This is a genomic window from Streptomyces sp. NPDC001480, assembly GCF_042894725.1.
Classification (GTDB): domain Bacteria; phylum Actinomycetota; class Actinomycetes; order Streptomycetales; family Streptomycetaceae; genus Streptomyces.
Genome location: NZ_JBIAVX010000004.1, coordinates 385,710 through 407,497, shown reverse-complemented (window position 1 = coordinate 407,497; position 21,788 = coordinate 385,710). Strand labels below are relative to the sequence as shown.

General features: G+C 72.2%; 16 protein-coding genes and 1 pseudogene. 7 read left to right on the top strand and 10 right to left on the bottom strand.

All coding sequences use genetic code 11. From position 1 onward, the window contains the following. Positions 1–44: 44 nt before the first annotated feature. On the bottom strand, positions 45–1,118 hold the full coding sequence (locus tag ACFY01_RS12135; protein WP_390735597.1) for a rhamnogalacturonan acetylesterase: 1,074 nt from the start codon (positions 1,116–1,118) through the stop codon (positions 45–47). Between the two features lie 171 nt (positions 1,119–1,289). On the opposite strand from ACFY01_RS12135, the gene ACFY01_RS12130 reads away from it, so the two are divergent. Beyond that, positions 1,290–2,978, top strand: a complete 1,689-nt coding sequence (locus tag ACFY01_RS12130; protein ID WP_390735596.1) for a rhamnogalacturonan lyase B N-terminal domain-containing protein — start codon at positions 1,290–1,292, stop codon at positions 2,976–2,978. A 15-nt stretch (positions 2,979–2,993) separates the two neighbouring features. On the opposite strand, the gene ACFY01_RS12125 is transcribed toward ACFY01_RS12130, so the two are convergent. Further along, positions 2,994–4,406, bottom strand: a complete 1,413-nt coding sequence (locus ACFY01_RS12125; protein WP_390735595.1) for an RICIN domain-containing protein — start codon at positions 4,404–4,406, stop codon at positions 2,994–2,996. 1 nt (position 4,407) lies between these two features. Further along, positions 4,408–5,499, bottom strand: a complete 1,092-nt coding sequence (locus ACFY01_RS12120; RefSeq protein WP_390735594.1) for a family 43 glycosylhydrolase — start codon at positions 5,497–5,499, stop codon at positions 4,408–4,410. 253 nt (positions 5,500–5,752) lie between these two features. Between ACFY01_RS12120 and ACFY01_RS12115 the strand changes: the two genes are divergently transcribed. Next, positions 5,753–7,786: an autotransporter gene (locus ACFY01_RS12115; RefSeq protein ID WP_390735593.1), complete on the top strand. Its 2,034-nt coding sequence runs from the start codon at positions 5,753–5,755 to the stop codon at positions 7,784–7,786. Positions 7,787–7,791: 5 nt separating this feature from the next. Here the strand turns inward: ACFY01_RS12115 and ACFY01_RS12110 are convergent, their stop codons facing one another. Further along, the gene (locus ACFY01_RS12110; protein ID WP_390735592.1) at positions 7,792–9,162 is read right to left on the bottom strand and encodes an amino acid permease; all 1,371 of its coding nucleotides are present in this window, start codon (positions 9,160–9,162) and stop codon (positions 7,792–7,794) included. A 126-nt stretch (positions 9,163–9,288) separates the two neighbouring features. Here ACFY01_RS12110 and mmuM point away from each other — a divergent pair, with 126 nt between their 5' ends. Further along, a complete protein-coding gene (gene mmuM / locus ACFY01_RS12105) occupies positions 9,289–10,215 on the top strand; it encodes a homocysteine S-methyltransferase (RefSeq protein ID WP_390735591.1) in 927 nt (308 codons plus the stop codon). A 194-nt stretch (positions 10,216–10,409) separates the two neighbouring features. Here mmuM and ACFY01_RS12100 read toward each other — a convergent pair whose 3' ends face one another. Further along, complete coding sequence (locus tag ACFY01_RS12100; protein ID WP_390735590.1) at positions 10,410–11,993, bottom strand: carboxylesterase/lipase family protein; 1,584 nt, start codon at positions 11,991–11,993, stop codon at positions 10,410–10,412. Positions 11,994–12,430: 437 nt separating this feature from the next. Here ACFY01_RS12100 and ACFY01_RS12095 point away from each other — a divergent pair, with 437 nt between their 5' ends. Continuing rightward, the gene (locus ACFY01_RS12095) at positions 12,431–13,480 is read left to right on the top strand and encodes a LacI family DNA-binding transcriptional regulator (protein ID WP_390735589.1); all 1,050 of its coding nucleotides are present in this window, start codon (positions 12,431–12,433) and stop codon (positions 13,478–13,480) included. A 73-nt stretch (positions 13,481–13,553) separates the two neighbouring features. Here ACFY01_RS12095 and ACFY01_RS12090 read toward each other — a convergent pair whose 3' ends face one another. From ACFY01_RS12090 to ACFY01_RS12080, 3 genes and pseudogenes are all read right to left on the bottom strand, one after another. After that, the gene (locus ACFY01_RS12090; protein ID WP_390735588.1) at positions 13,554–13,811 is read right to left on the bottom strand and encodes a hypothetical protein; all 258 of its coding nucleotides are present in this window, start codon (positions 13,809–13,811) and stop codon (positions 13,554–13,556) included. Next, positions 13,808–14,671 (bottom strand): oxaloacetate decarboxylase, encoded by an 864-nt coding sequence (locus ACFY01_RS12085; RefSeq protein WP_390735587.1) that lies wholly within the window; start codon positions 14,669–14,671, stop codon positions 13,808–13,810. The genes ACFY01_RS12090 and ACFY01_RS12085 overlap by 4 nt, the downstream gene beginning before the upstream one ends. Positions 14,672–14,834: 163 nt before the next feature. Further along, positions 14,835–15,395, bottom strand: a pseudogene (locus tag ACFY01_RS12080) (ThuA domain-containing protein); the annotation flags it as partial. A gap of 174 nt (positions 15,396–15,569) precedes the next feature. Between ACFY01_RS12080 and ACFY01_RS12075 the strand changes: the two are divergent. Continuing rightward, positions 15,570–15,971, top strand: coding sequence for a VOC family protein (locus ACFY01_RS12075; RefSeq protein ID WP_390735586.1), 402 nt, complete (start codon positions 15,570–15,572; stop codon positions 15,969–15,971). On the opposite strand, the gene ACFY01_RS12070 is transcribed toward ACFY01_RS12075, so the two are convergent. Beyond that, positions 15,954–16,640, bottom strand: coding sequence for a helix-turn-helix domain-containing protein (locus tag ACFY01_RS12070; protein WP_390735585.1), 687 nt, complete (start codon positions 16,638–16,640; stop codon positions 15,954–15,956). The two genes, ACFY01_RS12075 and ACFY01_RS12070, sit on opposite strands and share 18 nt — an antisense overlap. A 51-nt stretch (positions 16,641–16,691) precedes the next feature. After that, positions 16,692–17,867, bottom strand: coding sequence for a YihY/virulence factor BrkB family protein (locus tag ACFY01_RS12065; protein ID WP_390735584.1), 1,176 nt, complete (start codon positions 17,865–17,867; stop codon positions 16,692–16,694). 165 nt (positions 17,868–18,032) lie between these two features. Between ACFY01_RS12065 and ACFY01_RS12060 the strand changes: the two genes are divergently transcribed. Together ACFY01_RS12060 and ACFY01_RS12055 are read left to right on the top strand one after the other, a co-directional pair. Further along, a complete protein-coding gene (locus ACFY01_RS12060) occupies positions 18,033–19,670 on the top strand; it encodes an acyl-CoA dehydrogenase family protein (RefSeq protein ID WP_390735583.1) in 1,638 nt (545 codons plus the stop codon). 664 nt (positions 19,671–20,334) lie between these two features. After that, positions 20,335–21,606, top strand: a complete 1,272-nt coding sequence (locus tag ACFY01_RS12055) for a GAF domain-containing protein (protein WP_390735751.1) — start codon at positions 20,335–20,337, stop codon at positions 21,604–21,606. The last annotated feature ends 182 nt before the right edge of the window (positions 21,607–21,788 follow it).

Genomic DNA, 21,788 nt, shown 5'->3' with positions numbered 1-21,788 from the left:
GAGGGGGCCTGGGACGCCCCGGTTCCGGTCGGGGCGCCCCAGGGTCACTGTCCCACCCGCACCTTGCCCTTCGGGACCAGATGCTGGGCGAGGAGTTCGTCGCGGACCAGGCCGGCGTAGACCGTGGCACCGTGCGCGGAGGTGTGCGTGTTGTCCTTCTTCTCGTTGTACAGGTACAGCGCCTTGGAGCCTTCCACGCCCAGCGACTCCACCAGCGCCTTGGTCTTCGCGGTGAGGTCGATCAGCGGGACGTCCTCGGCGGCGGCGACCTGGCGGATCACCTCCGGGTGGTTGACGCCGAGACCGTTGACCAGGAGGGCCGTGTCGTTGTTCAGGGTGCCGTCGGCGTTGAACCAGCGGCGCACGATCGGGGTGACGAGGACCGGTTCACCGCCCTTCTCGCGCACGCCCGCCACCAGTGTCTCCAGGTTCCCCCGGTACGTCGTCTCATCCGTCGTCTTGTCGTTGTGGGCCAACTGGATGAGCACCAGGTCGCCGGGGCGGATCAGCGGCTGGACGGTGCCCCACAGCTGCGGGCTCTGAAGGTAGGTGACCGTACTCTCCCCGGAGTCCGCGTAGTTGGCGACGGACAGGCCCTTGCCGAGGTACTGCGGGAGCTGCTGGCCCCAGCCGGTGTAGGGGTCGGCGGGCTGGTCGCAGACCGTGGAGTCGCCGACGAGGAGGATCTGGCGGGGGTGCCTGGCCGGGGTGACCCGGATGCCGGCCAGGGCGGGTGCCGAGCCGCCGAGTGCCAGGTCGAGACCGGGGGTGCCCTCGGGGCCGGTCGGCTCGCCCTCGGGGGTGCGGACGTTCACGGTGAACGCGCGGGTGACGTGCCGGCCGGCAGCGACGGCGGTCTCGGGGAGCAGGGCGCGCCGGGTCTCACCGGTGACTGCCGTGCTGGACGCCGTCTCGCCGCCGAGGACCACCCGCACGTCGTAGGTGCCGGGCGGGACGTCGAAGTGGCAGGCGGTGGCGGTGCAGTTGTCGAGGCCGAGGGGCGGCCGCCGGTCGTGGGCGTGGGCGGGCGCGGCCGACAGGACGGCCGTCAGCGTCGCCGCCGCCAGCGCGGCCGTACGCACACCGGTGAAACGTCTCACTCCTGGCTCCTCCGTCATGACGACATACGTGGCGGCTGGACGGTACCGCTCATGACAAGCGCTTTCTAGTCCTTGTGTCTTTTTCACAAGACTGCCATCTGTCTCTCGGTGAAAGCCCTTTCGCGAAATCGATTCAACTGTCACTCTGCCTGACACCCGCACCCCCACATCTCCGAAGGAGGCACCCCCATGTCCGGGTCCGTGAACAGACCGGTCGGACGCCGCACCTTCGTCCTCGGCACGGCCGCGGCCGCCGGTTCGGCCGCCCTCGCCGGACCGCCGGCGACCACCGCGTCGGCCGCATCGGCCGCGAGCTTCGGCTACAGCGACGACGGCTCCGACTACGTCGTCGACACCGGCGCCAACCTGGTCTTCAAGGTCAGCAAGACCAACGGCGACCTGACCTCGCTGGTCTACCGCGGCACGGAGTACCAGGGCTACGGCGGCAAGAACTCGCACGTGGAGTCCGGCCTCGGCACGTCCACGGTGACCGTCGAACAGTCGGGTACGACGATCCTGATCTCGGTCTCCTACGGCACGCTGAAGCACTACTACGCGGCCCGCAGCGGCGAGAACAACATCTACCTGTGGACCAACAAGGCGGACTCCTCGGTCAGCGCCACCCGGTACATCGTGCGCGTCAAGGCGGGCCTGTTCCTCAACGACGAGCCCGACTCCTACACGTACACCGGCAGCACCGTCGAGGCCTCGGACGTGTTCGCGAAGTCCGACGGGCAGACGCGGTCCAAGCACTACTCGAAGCTGCGGGTGATGGACTACGACTACATCGGCTGGCGCTCCGGCGGCGTCGGCCTGTGGATCGTCCGCAGCAACCACGAGAAGGCCTCCGGCGGCCCGTTCTACCGCTCGCTGCTGCGCCACCAGAGCGCGGACGGCGGCGGCCTGTACGAGATCCTGTACTACGGCGAGAACCAGACGGAGGCCGAGCGCTACGGCCTCCAGGGCCCGTACGTCATCGCCTTCACGGACGGCGGGGCGCCCTCCTCGTCGCTGTTCCCGGGCACCCTGACCACCTCGTGGGCGGACTCGCTCGGCATCTCCGGCTACGTTCCGGCGAGCGGCCGGGGCCGGGTGGCGGGCGTAGGCATCTCCGGGCGGAACACGGCGCACCCGTACACCGTGGGGCTCGCGAACCCGACGGCGCAGTACTGGGGTTCGGCGCGGGCGTCGGACGGCTACTTCTCGGTCGGCGGCGTACTGCCGGGTGTGTACACGCTGACTGTCTACAAGGGTGAGCTGGCTGTACACAGTACGTCGGCGACCGTATCCGCGGGCGCGACGACGACCCTGAACACCATCACCGTCCCGTCCTCCAACGACCCGGGCAACGCCACCGCCATCTGGCGGATCGGCGACTGGAACGGCACCCCGAGCGGCTTCAAGAACGCGGACCTGATGACGTACGCCCATCCGTCCGACGTCCGGGCCGCCGCCTGGACCGGCAACGTGGTGATCGGCAGCGGCAGCGAGACGTCCGCCTTCCCGTGCTACCTCTGGAAGGACGTCAACAGCGGCATCGTCGTCTACTTCAAGCTGACGGCCGCCCAGGCCGCCGCCGCGCACACCCTGCGCATCGGCGTCACGACGGCGTACGCCAACGGCCGCCCCCAGGTCGTCGTCAACGACACCTGGACCTCCGCCATCCCCTCCCCGCCCAGCCAGCCGAGCACCCGGTCGCTGACCGTGGGCTCGTACCGGGGCAACAACCACACCTTCACGTACAGCGTCCCGGCGTCCGCCTGGCAGACGGACACCAGTGCCTACAACACTCTGAAGATCTACGTGGCCAGCGGTTCGGGGACGACGTCCTATCTCAGCGCGGGCACGTCGGTCGACGCCATCGATCTGCTGGCGTGATCCGCCGGCGGCTCGTCATGTTCCGTGCGTCCACTGCTGGTTGGTGCCTCCGTTGCAGGTGTAGGTGATGATCGCGGCGGAGTTGGCGGTGGACGCGCCGGACACGTCCAGGCATTCGCCGGTGGTGCGGGCCTTGACGGTCACGTAGGAGCCGGAGGCGGTCAGCGACCACTGCTGGCCGGTGGCCGAGTCGTCGCAGTTCTCCTGGGTGACGGTGGCGGCGTTCTCCTGCACGCACAGGGAGCTGTTCCTGACCACCAGCTGGTAGTAGCCGCTGCCGACGGACCTGAACCAGTACTTCTGGTTGCCGCCGCCGTTGCAGTCGTACTGCTTGATCTGGGCGCCCTGCCACAGCGACTGGCCGGTGACGTCGGCGCACTTGCCGCTGTGCCGGGCGACCAGCGTGTTGTACGTGGCGGCGGTGCCGGTGACCGTCCCGGCGGCCGTGTCGACGGTGACCTCCGGGTACCAGGACATGGACATCGTGGTGGAGGTCGGGAAGGTCAGCGGCAGCCACACGTAGCGGGAGTCGTCGACGGTGCCGCCGAACGAGTTGCCCCAGCGGTCCCCCATGTAGAGGTACGACGTGCCGGACGTCCCCTGTACGGGAAGAACGTACGCGGTCTGCGATCCGTAGGCGGTCGAGTCACCGACGTTCGTCATCGACGTCCACGGGCCGGCGAGGGAGGTCGCGGTGGCGTACTGCTGCTGGTTGGGGCTCCAGCCGGTCGCGCCGGAGGTCAGCATGAAGTAGACGCTGCCGCGCTTGAACAGCGCCGGGGCCTCGCGGTGGCCGCCCGGCCAGGGGTTGGCGACCAGGCTCGCGATGCCGGTGTAGTCGGCGGTGAGCCTGTAGATGTGCAGGTCGTAGTTCTCGTTGGCGGCGGAGACCATGTAGGCCGTGCCGTCGGTGTCGACGAACGTGGTGATGTCCCGGGACATGTACTGGCCGAGCGGGCGGAAGCTGCCCCGGTAGGTGTAGGTCCCGTCGACCGTGTCGGAGACGGCGACGGCGGCGCGGGCCTCGCTGTAGTCGGTGCCGTTCTCCTTGTGCATCCACATGACGAACTTGCCGGTGGAGGCGTTGTAGATGACCTTGGGCCGCTCGATGTAGGCAGTGGTCAGCTCCGAGGCGCTGGACTGGCCGAGGACGTGGCCCCGGAACTCCCAGCTCTTGAGGTCGGTGGACCGGTAGGCGTCCACGTACCGGAACGTGTTGTCGGAGTTGCGGTCCTCGCCGAACCAGTAGTAGTAGGACCCGACCTTGATGACACCGCCGCCGTGCGCGTGCAGGACGGCGCCCGAAGTGTCCGTGAAGCCCGTGCCGTTGGTGACGGTCCTGGCCGCGGCCTGGGCGGGCCCGGCGGTCGCCAGGGCCGCGGCGAGGGAGCAGCACAGGGCCAGGAGGATCGCGTACACACGTCTCATGTCAGGCACTCTCCTTCACGGTGTCGGCGACGGGTACGCCGAAGTCCGGGGTGCCGTCCGGGTGCCAGGCGAGCTTCTGGATCCGGGTGTGGCGGTTGGGGTCGTTGAGCGGGTCGCCGGTGATCTCCTTGTACTGGCGGGCGTGGTAGACGAGGACGTCGGTGCGGCCGTCCTCGGCGACCGTGAAGCAGTTGTGGCCGGGGCCGTACTGCTTGGTGGTGTCGTTGCTGGTGAAGACGGGGGTCGGTGACTTGGACCAGGTCGCCGGGTCCATGAGGTCGCCGCGGGCGTCGGCGGTGAGCAGGCCGACGCAGTAGTGGTGGTCGGTGGCGCTGGCCGAGTAGGTCAGGAAGAGGCGTCCGTTGCGTTTCAGGACGTACGGGCCCTCGTTGACCTTGTAGCCGACGCACTCCCAGTCGTACTCGGGTGTGGAGAGCCGGATCTGAGGTCCCGTCAGGGTCCAGGGGTCGGCCATCTCCGACAGCCACAGCGCCGTGTTGTTGTCCATGCCGGGCTCGTGCTGGGCCCAGGCGAGGTAGCGGGTGCCAAGGTGGGTGAAGGTGGTGGCGTCCAGGGAGAAGGTCTCCCAGGCCGTCTTGATCTGGCCCTTTTCGGTCCAGGTGCCCTTGAGGGGGTTGGCGTGGGAGTTCTCCAGGACCCAGATGCGGATCGCCCACACGTCCTCGGCGGGCGCGGAGGCGAAGTAGATGTACCACTTGCCGTCGATGCGGTGCAGTTCCGGCGCCCAGATGTGCGCGCCCATCGGGCCGGTGGTGTGCGCCCGCCAGATCACCGATTCGGTGGCGGTGGCGAGGCCGTTCAGGGTGCGGGAGCGGCGCAGGATGATGCGGTCGTACTCGGGGACGGTGGCGGTGAAGTAGTAGGAGCCGTCGGTGTGGCGGGTGATGTGGGGATCGGCCCGCCGGGGGACGAGGGGGTTCACGTACGGGGCCGCCTTCCGGGGCGCGGACGCGGCGTACGCCGGGGACATCGCGGGGGCGCCGGACACGGCGGTCAGGGCGACACCGGCGGCGGCGCCCTTCAGCACCGCTCTCCGGCTGGGGACTCGGGGCAGGTCGTGATCGCGGCTCATGCGGACTGCCTCTCGATGGGGGAGACATGAGGGAGCGTTCGATATCACGTACATCATCTGTGATTACGAACGCCGAAAAGGTAAGGGTGAGCCACGGCGGGGTCAACGGGTCTGACGGGACAAGGGGGTAAGCGATTTCTGGAAGCTGGACGGATTTCTGTTATCGGCCGCCTCCCCGTCCGTCTCCCAGTACGTGCGCAGCCATATCCACAGGACAGCAGCGACCGTCGGCGCCCTCGCGACGGTCGCCCTCATGATCGGCGCTCCCCCGGCCGCGGCCGGCACCCGTGACGTCACCGCCGACGTGCTCGCGGGCCGGGACGTCACGCTCAGCGGCGACACCGTGATCACCGTGCCCGCCGGGACCACGACGTACGACGGCGTCCTCCACGGCGAGGGCACTCTCACCGTGCGCGGCACCGGAACGCTGATCCTCACCAGGGACAGCGACTTCACCCTGCCGAAGCCCCGGCAGCGGCAGGCGGTACGGACCCAGGGCGGCAACCACCCGTACGTCACCGTCACCCGCCCGGACCCGCCGGCGATCACGGTCGCGCGCGGGGCGACCCTCCAGTACGGAAACGGCGGCACGACCGGCCTGATCGGCCACTTCCCCTACGCCACCCCGGCGTTCCGGCTCAATCAGGACAACATCCGGGTCGACGGCACCCTGCGGCTGTCCCTCAGGAGCGCCTACAACCTCGGCACCATCAGCGGCTCCGGTCTGATCACCCAGCCGAGGTTCCTCTGGGGCACCTGGGACCTCTCCGGCACCCAGCCCTTCTCCGGGGTGATCGACAACGGCACCGGACTCAACGCCGGACGGCCGGAGTACGCGACCTCGCTGCCGAACGTGCGCAAGGTCCTCAACCAGGGCACCTGGACCGTCGACACCCCGCTGGGCCGGACCGTCACCATGGGGATGGACTTCTACCAGCGCGAGTACGGCAGCGACATCAACGTGCAGTCCCGGCCGGGCGGCAAGGTCGTCCTCACCGGCCAGTACAGCTGGTCGGACCGGGGCGGCGACACCGACCCCTCGCTCAGCGACCCCGCCCTCAACTGGACGCCCGCGCGGAAGAACGTCAACAAGCGCGGCACCAACATCAAGGGCGCGAACGTCCAGTGGGGCGACGGCACCACGCACAGGATCTTCATGCCGGGCACCGCCGAGACCGTCTACATCAATCTGCTGGCCGCCCGGTCCCGTTCGCTGCTCACCTTCGACTACGACGGGCCCGTGACGCTGGGCGCCCCCATCGGCGGCGGCAAGTACCACGACACGCTGGCCGCGCCCGGCGCCGGCGACGTCGTCGTCAAGGGCACGAAGGGCAACGACGTCACCTTCGCGGCCATCCAGTACTACGACGGCTCGACGACCGTCGAGAAGAACGCCGTACTGCGGCTGGGCAGCGGCAAGTACGGCGGCGACGGCGGACTGTACACAGACGGCGAGCTCTGCCGGATCGTGGACAACGGCTCGCTGGTGCTGAACAACAAGTACACCGGCCTGACCCTGTCCCGGATCAGCGGCAGCGGCTCCCTCACCCAGTCGGGCGCGGCGCCCCTGACGCTCACCGGCGGCGCGGTGACGTACACCGGCACGACCACCGTCACCAGCGGCATCCTGGCCCTCCGCGCCGGGGCCGGCCTCACCCGCAGCAAGGCGATCCGGCTCACGTCGGCCGACGCACGGCTGGACGCGGGTCCCGCGGCACTGCGCGTGGCCACCGCGCTCACCGGCGCGGGCACGGTGCGGGGTTCGGTGACGAACGACGGTGTGGTCGCCGGGGGGCTGACCGTGACGGGGGACTACACCCAGCGCGCGAAGGGCGGACTGGTGCTGAGCGGACGGCCGTTGAAGGTGGGGGGCGGGCTTCGGCTGGCCGGTGCCTTCGACATGTCCGCGGCCGGTGGCGACCCCGCGCCGGAGATCACCGTCGTCGATCACCAGGGACCGTCCCGGACCGTCGGCGCCTTCGACGGCCTGGCCGAGGGCGCCGAGGTGAAGCTGGCCGACACCGTCTACCGGATCACCTACCGGGGTGGCGACGGCAACGACGTCGTCCTCACCGCCGTCGAGGACAGCCCGGCGGCGAGCGCCCGCGCCGAGGCCGCGGCGGGCCCGGAGGCGGCCGGCACCCGGAGCACGAGCAGCGCGGCCGAGGGGTTCGGCTGGTGGCCGTACGTCCTCGCGGTCGGCCTGCTGGGCGGGCTGATGCTCCCCGCGAGCGTGCGCGGTCGGGGCAAGGGGCGGCGCGGGGGCGGGCGGCACACCGCGGGGTGAGCCGCCTAGGCGGGCTCCTCCGCCGGCCCGCGCCGGCCGCGCAGCCACACGTACACCGGGATGCCCGCGAAGAGGAACAGCACGCCCTGGTAGACGGCCGCGTAGCCGGCGCCCGCGATCAGCCAGAAGGAGAAGGCGAAGGAGAGGGCGGCGACGATCAGGTCGCGGGTGAGACCGGCCGGGCGGACGCGGTCGCGGCTGCCGCGGGCCAGCCAGTACAGCTGGGCCGCCGCCGAGAGCAGGTACGGGACGCAGCCGGTGAAGGTGGTGATGAGGACGAGGACGCGGAAGGTGGTGTCCGGGCCCGCCGTGTAGTTGAGGGCGATCAGGACCGTGCCGAGGACCACGCAGGCCCACACGCCGAACGCGGGCACCCCGCCCTTGCCGGCCTTGGCGAAGGGCGCGGGGAAGAGTCCGTCGCGGGCGGCGGCGTACGGCATCTGCGCGGCCATCAGGATCCAGCCGTTGAGGCAGCCGGTGATGGAGGCGACGGCGACCAGGGCGATCGCGTTGCCGCCCCAGTGGCCGCCGGTGATCGCGTTCACCGCGTCGGCGAAGGGCGCGCCGGAGTTCACGAGCCTGTCGTGCGGGACCAGACCGAAGACGGCGACCGTGCCGAGGAGGTAGACGAGGGCGGAGCCGAGGGTGCCCAGCACGCTCGCGCGGCCGACCGTGCGCTCGGGGTCGTCGACCTCGCCCGCGCTGACCGCGGCCGACTCCACGCCGAGGAAGCTGTACAGGAGCAGCGCGGCGGAGGCGGCGACGGCACCGGGAACGCTGCCGCCGGAGGCGTTGAAGGGGCCGAAGTTGTCGGTGTCGACGAAGAACAGGCCGACGGTGGCGACGAGCAGCAGCGGTACGAACTTCAGGACGGTGGACACGATCTGCACCGCGCCGACCCAGCGGGTGCCGGCGAAGTTCGCGGCGGCGGGCAGCCACAGCGCGGCGAGGGCGACGAGGCCTTCCGCGAGGTGGTTGCCGTGCAGGGGCACGAGGACGTCGACGTAGCCGACGACGGCGACCGCGAGGGCGGCGATGCTGACCCAGCACATCGTCCAGTACGACCAGGCCGACAGGAAGCCGGCGAACGGGCCGAAGGCGTCGCGTGGATAGACGTACAGCCCGCCGGTGACCGGGCTGCGCCGGGCCAGCCTGCCGAAGAGCAGCGCGAGCAGCACGGCGGCGACGGACAGGACGAGGAAGGCGAGCAGGCTGACCGTGCCGTACGGGGCGACGGTCGCGGGCAGCGCGAAGATGCCGCCGCCGATGATGTTGCCCATGACGAGGGCGGTGGCGGCGGTCAGGCCGAAGGCGCGGCGGCGCGGAGCCGGGGAGAGCTCCGACGGGGTGGCCTTGGCGGGGCTGGGGGAGGTCATGGCGGTTCCGGTGTGAACAGGGGCGGGGAGGGGCGTGATCGTAACCCGGTATCCCATATGGTGGGCAGTCTGTTCATGTACTGGACACACTCGGCTGTCCGCACCCGTGTGGACTAGCGTCGGGGCATGACCAGCGACACCCCTCCCCCGCTCGCCGAAGCCCTCGCCGCCGGCACCGTCGTGCTCGACGGCGGCATGTCCAACCAGCTCGAGTCCGCCGGGCACGACCTGAGTGACGAGCTGTGGTCGGCGCGGCTGCTCGCGGAGCGGCCCGAAGCCGTCACCGAGGCACACCTCGCCTACTTCGAGGCGGGCGCGAACGTGGCGATCACCGCCAGCTACCAGGCCACCTTCGAGGGTTTCGCGAAACGCGGGATCGACCGGGAGGAGGGGGCCCGGCTGCTCACGCTGAGCGTGGAGCTGGCCCGGGAGGCGGCGCGACGGGCCCACGCCGGCGGGGCGGCGCGCCCGCTGTGGGTGGCGGCTTCCGTCGGCCCGTACGGGGCGATGCTCGCGGACGGCTCCGAGTACCGGGGGCGGTACGGGCTGAGCGTGGCCGAGCTGGAGCGGTTCCACCGGCCCCGTCTGGAGGTACTGGCGGCGGCCCGGCCCGACGTGCTGGCCCTGGAGACGGTCCCGGACGCGGACGAGGCGGCGGCGCTGCTGCGGGCGGTGCGCGGATTGGATACACCCGCCTGGCTTTCGTATACCGTCGACGGCGGTCGCACCCGTGCCGGACAACCGCTGGAGGAAGCGTTCGCCCTGGCCGCCGACGCCGACGAGGTGATCGCGGTCGGCGTCAACTGCTGCGCTCCCGAGGACGTGGAGCACGCGATCGTGACCGCGGTCCGGGTGACCGGCAAGCCGGTGGTGGTCTACCCCAACAGCGGCGAGGCCTGGGACGCCGGGGCCCGCGTCTGGAACGGCCGCTCCAGCTTCTCCGCCGAGCAGGTCGAGGCCTGGCGGAAGACGGGCGCCCGGCTGATCGGCGGTTGCTGCCGGGTGGGCCCGGAGGCGATCGCGTCGATCGCTCGGACGCTGGACGCGGCCTGAACGGGCCCGCCGCCTCACCGTAGGGGGGTGGCCGCGCTCCTTCGGGCTCGGCCACGACGAGCACCTGCTGCTGGGCACGCACGTGGTGGTGCGGGATTCGGTGGCGAGGCCGGCGGACCGGGCGGCTTCGGCTGACCGCTGACGCCGCGGACCGCTGTCGGCCGGCCGCGGTGGACCGCGGCCGGATCGGGCCTTCAGTGCAGACGGGCCCCGACCGAGCGGCGCAGCCTGCGTACCGTCGCCGCGAGTTCGGCGCTGCGGGCGGCGTGCGCGCCGTCGACCGCGCCCGGTGTCCCGGCCGTACCGGCTGCCCCGGCGGTGGCCGGCCACAGGCCGAGTTCGGGATCCCGCGGACCGTACGCGGTATACGGTTCGCCGTCGCCGAGGATCCGCACGGGGCGGGCGGTGTCCCACGGCTCCCATCCCGGATCCCCGCCGGTCACGAACCGCACCCAGGCCGAGTGCATTGTGTCGGCCAGTTCCTGCGGCGCGCCCTCCCCGGCCAGCCGGGCGGATTCCGGGGTCTGCCCGGTGTCGAACACGAAGCCGAGCTCCAGGGCGTGGCAGGCGCCCAGCCTGGGGAGGTTCGAGGGCCACGCGAACTCGTAGACGTACGACGATCCGGGCCGGGCGTCGGCCAGGCGGTGCATCGGGATCCGCAGCAGATGGTCGGTGACCATCTGGCCGACGAGTTCGGCGGGTGAGGCGTCCGGGTGCAGGTCGCGGTAGCCGCGGGGCACCTCGTGGCCGCAGTGGCAGCGGGCCATGGCGCCGGCCAGGGCCACCGAGCCGAGCCGGTCGACGCGCTCGACCAGCCCGCCCGGTACCAGCCACAGCCGGTACTCGTCCCGGGTCCAGCCCATGAGCAGGTCGACGTCGCGTGCGGCCTCGCCGTCGATGAGGGCCTGGAGCGGGTCGCGCGGGACGAGATCGCCGTCGACGACGATGCCGAAGGAGGGGCCGCCCAGCACCGGGCTGCTGAGCCGGCCGGCCTCGGCCTGGGTGTGCAGCAGCAGGTCCCGGTCGACGGCGGCGAAGGCCTCGGCGGTTGCGGGGATCCTCAGCCGGTTCGCCATGCGGCGCACCATCCGCCGTACCTTGTCGCGTTCCACGGCCTCCGGGGCCCCGCTCTGGAGTACGGCGCGCCGGACGAGGCCCTGTGCCTGGGGTGCGGCGATCAGGGCGCCGGTGCTGATGGCGCCGGCCGACTGCCCGGCCAGGGTCACCCGTTCGGGGTCGCCGCCGAAGGCCGCGATGTTGGTGTGCACCCAGCGCAGGGCGGCCAGTTGGTCGCGCAGTCCGGGGTTGGCGGGCGTGTCCGGGAACAGTCCGTAGCCCTCCGTTCCCAGCCGGTAGTTGACCGAGACGAAGACGACGCCGTCCCGGGCGAAGGCGCGCCCGTCGTACACGGGCACGGCCGAGGAGCCCCTGGTCAGGGCGCCGCCGTGCAGCCATACGAGGACGGGGAGGCGGGCTGCGGGGCCCGGCTCGGGGGTCCATACGTTGAGGTTCAGGCAGTCGTCGCCGGGGACGACCGGGTCGGACAGGTACTGCGCGAACGCCTCCGAGTACGGCGGTTTCGGTGCCGTGGGTCCAAAGGCCCCCGCGTCGCGCACCCCGTCCCAGGGTTCGGGCGGCTCGGGCGGGCGGAACCGGAGCGGTCCGAAGGGCGGGGCGGCGTACGGGATGCCGCGGAAGACGGCGGTCCCGTGCTCGTACCTGCCGCGCACCGCCCCGTACGGCGTTCTGACGACGGGGTCCGTCCGGTCTGCCGTCATGTGACCACCAGCCCTTCGCGGTGCTCGTCCACCGGTAACACCACAGCACCACATCACTGCCGGGTATTCCGCCGCACGTACACGCGGTGAGGGCTGTTCGGCGTGCATGCGGGCGTACAGGAGGGTGCCGACGCCCGGCTGGTCGTAGCGTCTCTGATCAGCTGGGCGTCGCCGGGGAGAGCGCCCTGCGTCGCCGGGGCGCGGGGCGTGCGGTGCGGGGTGTGACGCCGGGTCGAACTCCCGGCAGGCCGATCCCGCTGTTCGAGGTTTCGAAAGTTCCCCGTGCTGTGATCCTGTGAATTCCCATGTCTTCCCGCCGTGTTGACGCGCACCTATCGTAGGAAGCGCTTTCTTCCCGGTCGGTGCCCGGGATGCGGAAGCAGCGTTGGTCGCAACTTTCGGAGGCCCTCGGGCGGGCTGGGAAGGCGGGTTCGGCGATGGTCCGTACGGGGAGCACGAGTGTGGCGGCCGGTCCGACACTGGCTGTGGTGGCGCGCGAGGCGGGGGTGTCGGTGCCGACCGCGTCCAAGGTGGTCAACGGGCGCGAGGACGTGGCGCCGGAGACCCGCCGCCGGGTCACCGAGGCGCTGGACCGGCTCGGTTACGTCCGCAGACCCCGCTTCGACGCGGGAAAGACGCCTGGCCTGGTCGACCTCGTGGTGCACTCGCTGGACAGCTCCTGCTCGGGCGCGGTGCTGCACGGCGTGGAGGAGGCGGCGCACGAGGCGGGCTTGGAGGTGGTGGTCTCGGCCGGGCTCAACCGGACCCGGGGCGGGCGGCCGGAGCGGGGCTGGCTGGACAAGCTCACCGCGCGCGGCTCCTCCGGGGTGCTGTTCAACCTGGCCGAGCTGTCCGCTTCGCAGTACGCCTGGCTCGACCAGCACCGCATTCCGTACGTGATGATCGACCCGGTGCACGAACCGCCGCCGGGTGTGGTCTCGGTGGGAGCGCAGAACTGGCAGGGCGGGGTGACCGCGACCGAGCACCTGCTGGGGCTGGGCCACGAGCGGGTCGCCGTGATCGCCGGGCACCGGCGCAGGATGTGCAGCAGCGCCCGGGTGGCCGGCTACCGCTCGGCGCTGGCGTCGGCCGGGGTGCGGCAGCGCGCCGAGTACATCCGCCACGCGGGCTTCGACGAGGCCACCGCGCGCCTGCACACGCACGAGCTGCTGGATCTGCCCGAACCGCCGACGGCCCTGTTCGTCTGCTCGGACCGGATGGCGCTCGGGGTGTACGCGGCGCTGGCCGAGCGAGGAGTGCGGGTGCCGGACGAGATCAGCGTGGTCGGTTTCGACGACCTCCCCGAGGCCCGCTGGGTCACCCCGCCGCTGACCACGGTCCGCCAGCCGCTGGCGGAGGTGGCGGCGACGGCCCTCAGGCTGCTGGTGCGGATGATGCGCGGCGAGCGCCCGGAGGGGACGCGCACCGAGCTGTCGACACGGCTGGTACGGCGGGCGAGCACGGCACCGCCGCCCGGCACGGACTGAGCACGGGCGGCGACGGGGGCGGCCGGGCACCTCCCGCGCGGGGTGCCCGGCCGCCTCGTACCTCGCGACGCGGTCAGTCGTCGTCCTGGTGCGGGGCGCCGACGAGGGCCTCCATCAGGTCGACGGCGCTGCCGTCGTGGTCGCTGCCGGCGGTGCCGCTGCCGGTCGAGATGTTGTTGGTGCGGTCGACCTCGACGATCGAGTCGGCGTGCGAGTTGTCGATGACGGTGACCAGGCTGCCGCCGTTCGCGACGGCGGGCCCGGCGGCGGCCCCGAGGACGGCAGCCGCGATCACCGTCGCCGTACGCAGCCCGGGGAGGGCACGGCTCACACGCCCACGCCCTCGGGGGCGGGCCGGCGACGGGCGATGTTGCGCTCCAGCAGGCGGGTGGACGCCCTGACGCCGATCCCGCTGGCGGCGTCCACCTCGGGCAGCCGTCCGTCGGCGGCCTTCAGGTCACCCAGCGCGGAGTCCATCGCCTCGTGCGCGGCGAACAGGCAGGGGGTGCTGTAGATCGCGACGTCCACACCGAGGTCGGACAGCTCGCTCAGGGACAGGCGTGGCGACTTGCCGCCGGCGATCTGGTTGAACAGCAGCGGCTTGTCGCCGACGACCTCGCGGATCCTGCGGATCCACGCCACGCTGCGCACCCCGTCGACCAGGATGACGTCGGCGTCCGTGGCGGCCAGCCGCTCGGCCCGGTGCAGGATGTCGTGCTCGTCCGTGGCGTCCGTGCGGGCGACCACCACCAGGTCCTTGCGGGTGGCGAGGACCTTCTGGAGCTTCTCCAGGTACTCGTCCAGCGGCAGCACCTGCTTGCCGTCGGCGTGCCCGCAGCGGCGGGGCCGCTTCTGGTCCTCCAGGATCACACCCGAGGCGCCGATCCGCTCCAGTTCCTCGACGACGTGACAGGCGACCTCCGGATCGACGTACCCGTCGTCGATGTCCACCAGCAGGTGGTGGTGCGGGAACGCGCCCCGCAGCCGCTGGACGAACGCGACCATGTCCGGCCAGGCGATGAACCCGATGTCCGGCAGGCCGTAGTACGAGGCCGCGAAGCCGAAGCCCGAGACGAACATCCCGTCATAGTGCTCGGCCGCGATCGATGCCGAGTACATGTCATAAACACCGATCAGTGGGGTGGTCCCCGGCTCGGCGATCTGCTCGCGCAGCTTCTTCCCGTGAGTCAAGGTCCGGCTCCTCATGTGGGTGGGTGGCGCGGCCGCCGGGAGCGGCGCCGCGTCGCGACAGCCCTTTACCAAGACAAGAGCTTCTCTAGATATTCACGTGGGATCACCTGTAGGAGACCTTTACTCACTCCGATGGAGTAGCCGGTTCACCGCAGAAACGTCACGCGACCCGGTAGACCCGGCCCGCGCCCTGCTCCCGGCACCAGGCCAGCGGGTGGTCCTCCCCCATGCCGCCGCCCTCGTACGACGACTCGTCGGCGCGCAGCAGGACCCGCACGGCGTCGCGCGGGCTGGTCTCGAAGTCGTACCACTCGTCGGTGAAGTCCCAGACGGCGGGCAGCCGCCGGGTGGCCGGGTGTGCGGGGTCCTCGACCACCGCCCGCCCCGGCTGGTACGCGGGGTGCCGGGCGAAGCGGGCGCCCAGCAGGTCGCCGTAGTACGGCCAGCCGTACTCGGTGCAGGCCGCCGCGTGCACCCCGGCGAAGCCGCCACCCGCCTCGACGTACCCGGCGAGCCGGTCCCGGCCGGCGGGTGTGAGCACCTCGCCGCTGGTGGAGAGGAAGACGACCGCCGCGTACCGCTGGAGCGGCTGCTCGAGGGCGGCGGGGTCCTAGGTGGCGTCCACCGCGAAACCGTCGAAGGAGCGTACGGCGGCGACGGCGTCCGGGATGGAGTCGTGGCGGTAGCCGGCGGTACCGGTGTAGACGAGCAGTCGGGCGGCCATGGCGGGACCCTGACGCCGCCGGGCGGCACCAAGGCCCTTGACGGGGGGCGGGGATGACCGTGGCCGGCTTCACCCGGCGCACGGGTGCGACGCCCGCGCTGAAGGCGTGACCGGGTCCCGCGCGTGTCCGATTCGTTCAAGACCGGCCGGGCGGGCGCCGCCTAGCGTGCTCGCATGACTCCACGATGCGCAGTGATCGGCGTGGTGGCCTCCGACCTGGCCGCCTCGCTCGCCTTCTACCGCCGCCTCGGGCTCGTCTTCCCCGACGGCGCCGAGGACCAGCCCCACGTCGAGGCCGAGCTGCCGGGCGGGCTGGTCCTCGCCCTGGACACCGAGGACACCGTCCGCTCCTTCCACCCTGGCTGGCGGCCGCCGGCCGGCGGCGGCCGGGTCTCGCTCGCCTTCCGGTGCGGGACGCCCGCCGGCGTCGACGCCGTGTACGAGGACCTGGTGGGCGCCGGGTACCACGGGGAGCTCAAGCCGTGGGACGCCTTCTGGGGGCAGCGGTACGCGACCGTGCACGACCCGGACGGCAACGGCGTCGACCTGTTCGCGCCGCTACCGGCGGCCCAGTAGCTCCCCGAGCGTCGCCCCCGCCAGTTCGCGCACGTCCCGGGCCAGGTGCGGCTGGTCGGCGTAGCCGGCCCGCACCGCGGTCTCGGCGAACGGCACCCCGGAGCGGGCCAGCGCGAGCGCCCGCTGGAGCCGCAGCACCCGGGCCAGCGTCTTGGGACCGTAGCCGAAGGCGCTCAGGCAGCGGCGGTGCAACTGGCGCGCGCCGAGACCGAGTCCGTCAGCCGTGGCGGCGACCGGACGGCCCGCGTCCAGCGCCGCGACGAGCCGCCCGAGCACCGGGTCCTGCGGGCCCGCCCCGGCCGCCCGCTCCAGCGCGATGTCCTCCAGGGCCGTCGCGGGTTCCGGCGCCGCCTCGACGCGGGCGCGCAGGCGCCGTACCTCGGCGGCGGGCCACAGATCGGCCAGCTCCACGCGGCGGTCGCGCAGCTCGTACGCCGGTACGCCGAGGAAGCCGGGCGCGGTGCCGGGGCGGAAGCGGACGCCGGCCCAGTGGCGGGGCGGGCCTTGCGAGACGTACGCGTGCGTGTCGGGCCCCGCGACCAGCAGGCGTCCCTCGCTCCACAGCAGGTCCATGCAGCCGTCGGGCAGCACCGGCCGCACCGCCGGGTCCTCCAGGGTGCGGCGCCACACCACCGCGCCGCTCAGCCGGGACACCCGCTCCTGGTACACGCCCGCCAGGCTACGCCGACGGCGCCCGGCGGATCCGCGCGCGCCGTCCCGTCAGCTCTCCGGCCGTTCCCTGTCGTCCCCCGGCTTGTGGTGCGCGTTGTGCCGGTCCTTCACATTGTGCTGGCTCTTCACATGGGCGCGGAGCCGCGCCGTCACGTCCTCCGGGGGCAGGAAGCGGGACCAGCGCTCGGGGAACTCGGACGGCATGTCGGGGTCGTCCGGGTCGACCTCGCGGGCCGCGGCGGCCCGGGCGACGTACTCGGCGACCTGGACCTCGCGCAGCCGCTCCTGGGCGGCTCGGGCGGCGGACGTTGCGGCGGCCGGCCAGACCCGGTCGATGGCCGCGTTCACGGCGGCCCCGACCAGCACGGCGAACGCGGACACACCGATCCACAACAGGACCGCGACGGCCGCGGCGAGCGAGCCGTAGATCGTGGCGCCCTCGATGGTGTGGGTGAGGTAGATGCGCAGCAGGAAGCTGCCCAGGACCCACATGGCCAGCGCGACCAGGGCGCCGGGCACGTCCTCGATCCACGGCGAGCGGACGGGCACGGACACGTGGTAGAGCGTGGTGAGGAAGGCGATCGACAGAATGATCACCACCGGCCAGTACAGGACCTGCACCAACGTCTCCGACCACGGCACGATCCGCACCACCGCGTCCGGCCCCGCCACCATCAGGGGCAGCGCCACCGAGCCGATCAGCAGCGCCACGATGAACAGCAGGAAGGCCATGATCCGGGTCCGCACGATGCCCCGGACCCCGTCCAGGCCGTACATCACGGTGATCGTGTCGATGAAGACGTTCACCGCGCGGGAGCCCGACCACAGGGCGAACACGAAGCCGATGGAGATGACGTCCGGGCGGCCCCCCTTCATCACGTCGTTCAGGATGGGCTCGGCGATCTCCTTGACGCCCCTGTCGGACAGGACGGTCCGGGAGGCCTCCAGGAGGTTGTTCTCCAGGGACTGGATGGTGTCGGCGCCGGTCCAGGCGTCGACGTAGCCGAGCAGCCCGATCAGGCTCAGCAGCAGCGGCGGCACGGACAGCAGCGTGAAGAACGCCGCCTCGGCCGCCAGGCCCAGGATGCGGTACTCCATGCACGAGTTGACGGTGTCCTTCAGCAGCAGCCACGCGGTCCTGCGCTTGGAGACGTTCCGGTAGAGGGCTCTGGCACGGTGGAGCCGGCCGCCGGGCCGCTCGGGGGGTTCACTTGCTGGCTGCACGACCCAAAGGTATCCGCCAGGGGCGATCCGACTCATCTCGCGGGCGACGGTAGGGGCGGCGGCCCGGGGACGGTACGGGGGCGGCCCCCGACCGGAGGCGCCCGACGACCCTGCCTGTGTCACTCTGGGGCCATCACCGCCGTCGCCCCGGGTAGGTTCGCTGACATGGCAGGCACCAGCACGCACACCGTGACGAACCAGCCGCCCCCGCTGGTCGAGTACGACCTCTTCAGCGCGGACCGGGCCCTCTTTGAGGCGGTCGAGCGGCACACCGATCCCGAGCTGATCGACGAGGTGCGCGACGAGCTGTCCGGGCTCGGCAAGACCTCGGGCTCGGCGCAGGTGCAGGAATGGGGGGTGCTGGCCAACGAGAACCCGCCCCGACTGCACACCCACGACCGTTACGGCCACCGCGTCGACGAGGTCGAGTTCCACCCGGCCTGGCACCGGCTGCTCGGCAAGGGCGTCTCGGCGGGGCTGACCACCGCATGGGTCCGCCCGGCCGGGCACGTGCGGCGGGCGGCCGGCTTCCTGGTCTGGTCCCAGGTCGAGGCGGGCAACGGCTGCCCGCTGTCGATGACCCACGCCGCGGTGCCCGCGCTGCGCACCGACCCCGAACTCGCCGCCGAGTGGGAGCCCCGGCTGACCTCCACGATCTACGACCGTGAGCTCAGGCCCGCCCACCTCAAGGCCGGGGCGGTCTTCGGGATGGGCATGACCGAGAAGCAGGGCGGCAGCGACGTACGGGCGAACACCACGACGGCGACACCGCTGGCCGAGGCGGGGACGTACACGCTGACCGGGCACAAGTGGTTCTGCTCGGCGCCGATGTCGGACGGCTTCCTGGTACTGGCCCAGGCCCCGGGCGGGCTGACCTGCTTCCTGGTGCCCCGGGTCCTGCCGGACGGCAGCCGCAACGTGTTCCTCCTCCAGCGGCTCAAGGACAAGCTGGGCAACCGGTCGAACGCCTCCGGTGAGGTCGAGTTCGACGGGACCTGGGCGCGCCGGGTCGGCGAGGAGGGGCGCGGGGTGCGGACCATCATCGAGATGGTCGCCGCGACCCGGCTGGACTGCGCGCTCGGCTCGGCGGGACTGATGCGGCAGGCGGTGGCGCAGGCCGTGCACCACACCGCCCACCGGGAGGCCTTCGGCGGCAAGCTGATCGACAAGCCGTTGATGCGCAACGTCCTCGCGGACCTCGCGCTGGAGTCCGAGGCGGCCACCGCGCTGGCGATGCGGCTCGCGGCCGCGTACGACGACGGGAGCGAGCGGGAGCGGGCGCTGCTGCGCCTGGCGGTGCCCGCCGCCAAGTACTGGGTGACCAAGCGGTGTGCGCCGGTGGTGGTGGAGGCCGCGGAGTGCCTGGGCGGCAACGGCTACGTCGAGGACTGGGGCATGCCGCGGCTGGTGCGCGAGTCGCCGCTCAACTCCATCTGGGAGGGCGCGGGCAACGTGCAGGCACTGGACGTGCTGCGGGCGCTGCAACGCGAGCAGGGCGCGCTCGACGCCTATCTGATCGAGGTCGGCCGGGCGCGCGGCGCCGACCACCGGCTGGACGCGGCGGTGAAGAACCTGCTGTCCGAACTCGGCGAACTGGAGGGCGTGGAAGGACGCGCCCGCCGGCTCGTGGAGCGGCTGGCCCTCGTCCTCCAGGGGTCACTGCTGGTCCGGTTCGCGCCACCGGAGGTCGCCGACGCGTTCTGCGCCTCCCGACTGGGCGGCGACTGGGGCACGGCCTTCGGCACCCTGCCGTACGGACTGAATCTGGCCGCCGTGGTGGAACGGGCCCGCCCCGTGTCCTGAAGAGCGGCCGCCCCTGGTCCCCCAAGGGCCGCTGCCCGTCCGGTTCGCGCCACCGGAGGTCGCCGACGCGTTCTGCGCCTCCCGACTGGGCGGCGACCGGGGCACGGCCTTCGGCACCCTGCCGTACGGACTGAATCCGGCCGCCGTGGTGGAACGGGCCCGTGCGGTGTCGTGAGGGGCGGTGTCGCCTCCCCGGACGGATCAGCGCGCGTCGTCGGTGCGTGTGATCGCGAGGCGCCGGAGCGCCCTCGTGGCGGAGCCCTGGGTGGTTCGGTAACGCGGCGAGCGTGCGTGCGGGACGGCGCACGCCTGGTCGCGGAGGTGACGCAGGCCCTGAGGGCGGCAGGCGGCCGGCGGCTGGAAAGCGGTCGCGGCGGATTCCTATGCGGGGGTGGTGCTGCGCCGACACGGCACCACCCCCGCCCACGGCCCGTTGCAGGCCACGGCGTCGCCTGGACGACGCTGCTCAAGTTTCGGCCACCGCCGGTCCGTTCACCAGGGTTGCAAGGGGTTGCAACTTGTCGTTGGCTGTGCGCGGACTGTGTGTTCGTGAGGCGTCCCAACGGGCACCATGGGACGCACACTCGGACCGGAAACCGCCGCCCCGGACCGCTTGACAACCGCTTGCTCGCGCTCCCGGGAGGACTCATTGACCGACTCGTCGATGGACGTGGCGAGGCTCGCCGCCATGGACGTGACGCGGGCGGCGCGGGTGCTCAGCGAGGTGCGCGCGGCCGCGCTCGCGGGCCGGCGCACGCCCCTCGCGCCCCGCCCGGTGATCGAGCAGTCCTGGGGGCGCATGCTGCGGGGCGGTCTCGATCCCGACCGCGGTTACCAGGGCGGGCTGCTGTCCGCCGAGGAAGTGCGGCGCAGACGGGAGGAGTCGCCGCTCGGGCAGGTCCTGCCGGTGCTGCGGCAGGGGCTGTTGTCGGTCGCGGACGTCGCCCGGCACATCATGGTGGTCGCCGACGCCGACGGGCGGGTGCTGTGGCGCGAGGGCAGTGCGGCCGTGCTGCGCAAGGCCGGCGGCCTGGGCCTGGAAGTGGGCGCCGACTGGCGGGAGGACGTCGTCGGCACCAACGGCGTGGGCACCTCGGCGGTGGTGCGCCGGCCCGTCCAGGTCTTCGCCGGCGAGCACTTCGTCCGTTCGCACACCTCCTGGACCTGTACCGGCGCCCCGGTCACCGACCCCCGGGACGGCCGGCTGCTGGGCGTGGTGGACATAAGCGGCCCGCTGGAGACGATGCACCCCGCGACGCTGGCCTGGGTGGACTCGGTGGCCAAGCTCGCCGAGGCCCGTCTGAGGGAGCTGCATCTGACCTCGCTGGAGCGGCTGCGGGCCGAGGCGGCACCGGTGCTGGCCCGGGTCGGCGGGCGGGCGGTCGTGGTGGACCGGGACGGCTGGACGGCCGCGGTGACGGGGCTGCCGTACACCCCGCGCGTGGGACTGCCGACGGCCCTCTCGGCGGGCCACCGGTGGCTGCCCGTGCTCGGCCTGTGCTCGGTGGAGCCGCTGGCCGGGGGCTGGCTGGTGCGTGCGTCCGACCAGCCGGCGCCGGGCGCCGCGCGGATCGTGCTGGACCTCACCCGGCCGCGCCGCTGGACGGTGACGGTCGCCGGGCAGGCGGGCTCCTGGTCGCGGGAACTGAGTCCCCGGCACGCCGAGTTGCTGTATGTGCTGGCGCTGCGGCGCACCGGTCGCAGCGCCGCGGGGCTGGCCGCGGACCTGTTCGGCGACCCGTCCCGCACGGTGACGGTGCGGGCCGAGATGTCGCGGGTGCGGCGGTACCTCGGGGCGTTCCTGCAACACCGGCCGTATCGTTTCTGCGACGAGGCGGAGGTCGAGGTGCTGCTGCCCGAGGACCCGCACGGGTTACTGCCCCACTCGACGGCACCTGTGGTGATCACAGGCCGGACATCGTCACCCACGACCTGAAAAGCGGCAAACTGCACCCTCATTTGGCATATTCGGCGCATCCGAGGGTGCATCTTCCGCATATTTGCGAGGTCTTCGACCTGAGCCGCCCTCGACTGCCGTAGCATCCGGTTACGGGCCTCCCCACCTGCTCCTCGGTCAACGCACGGACCATCAGGAGCAGTTGGCCCGCCTCGGGAGGA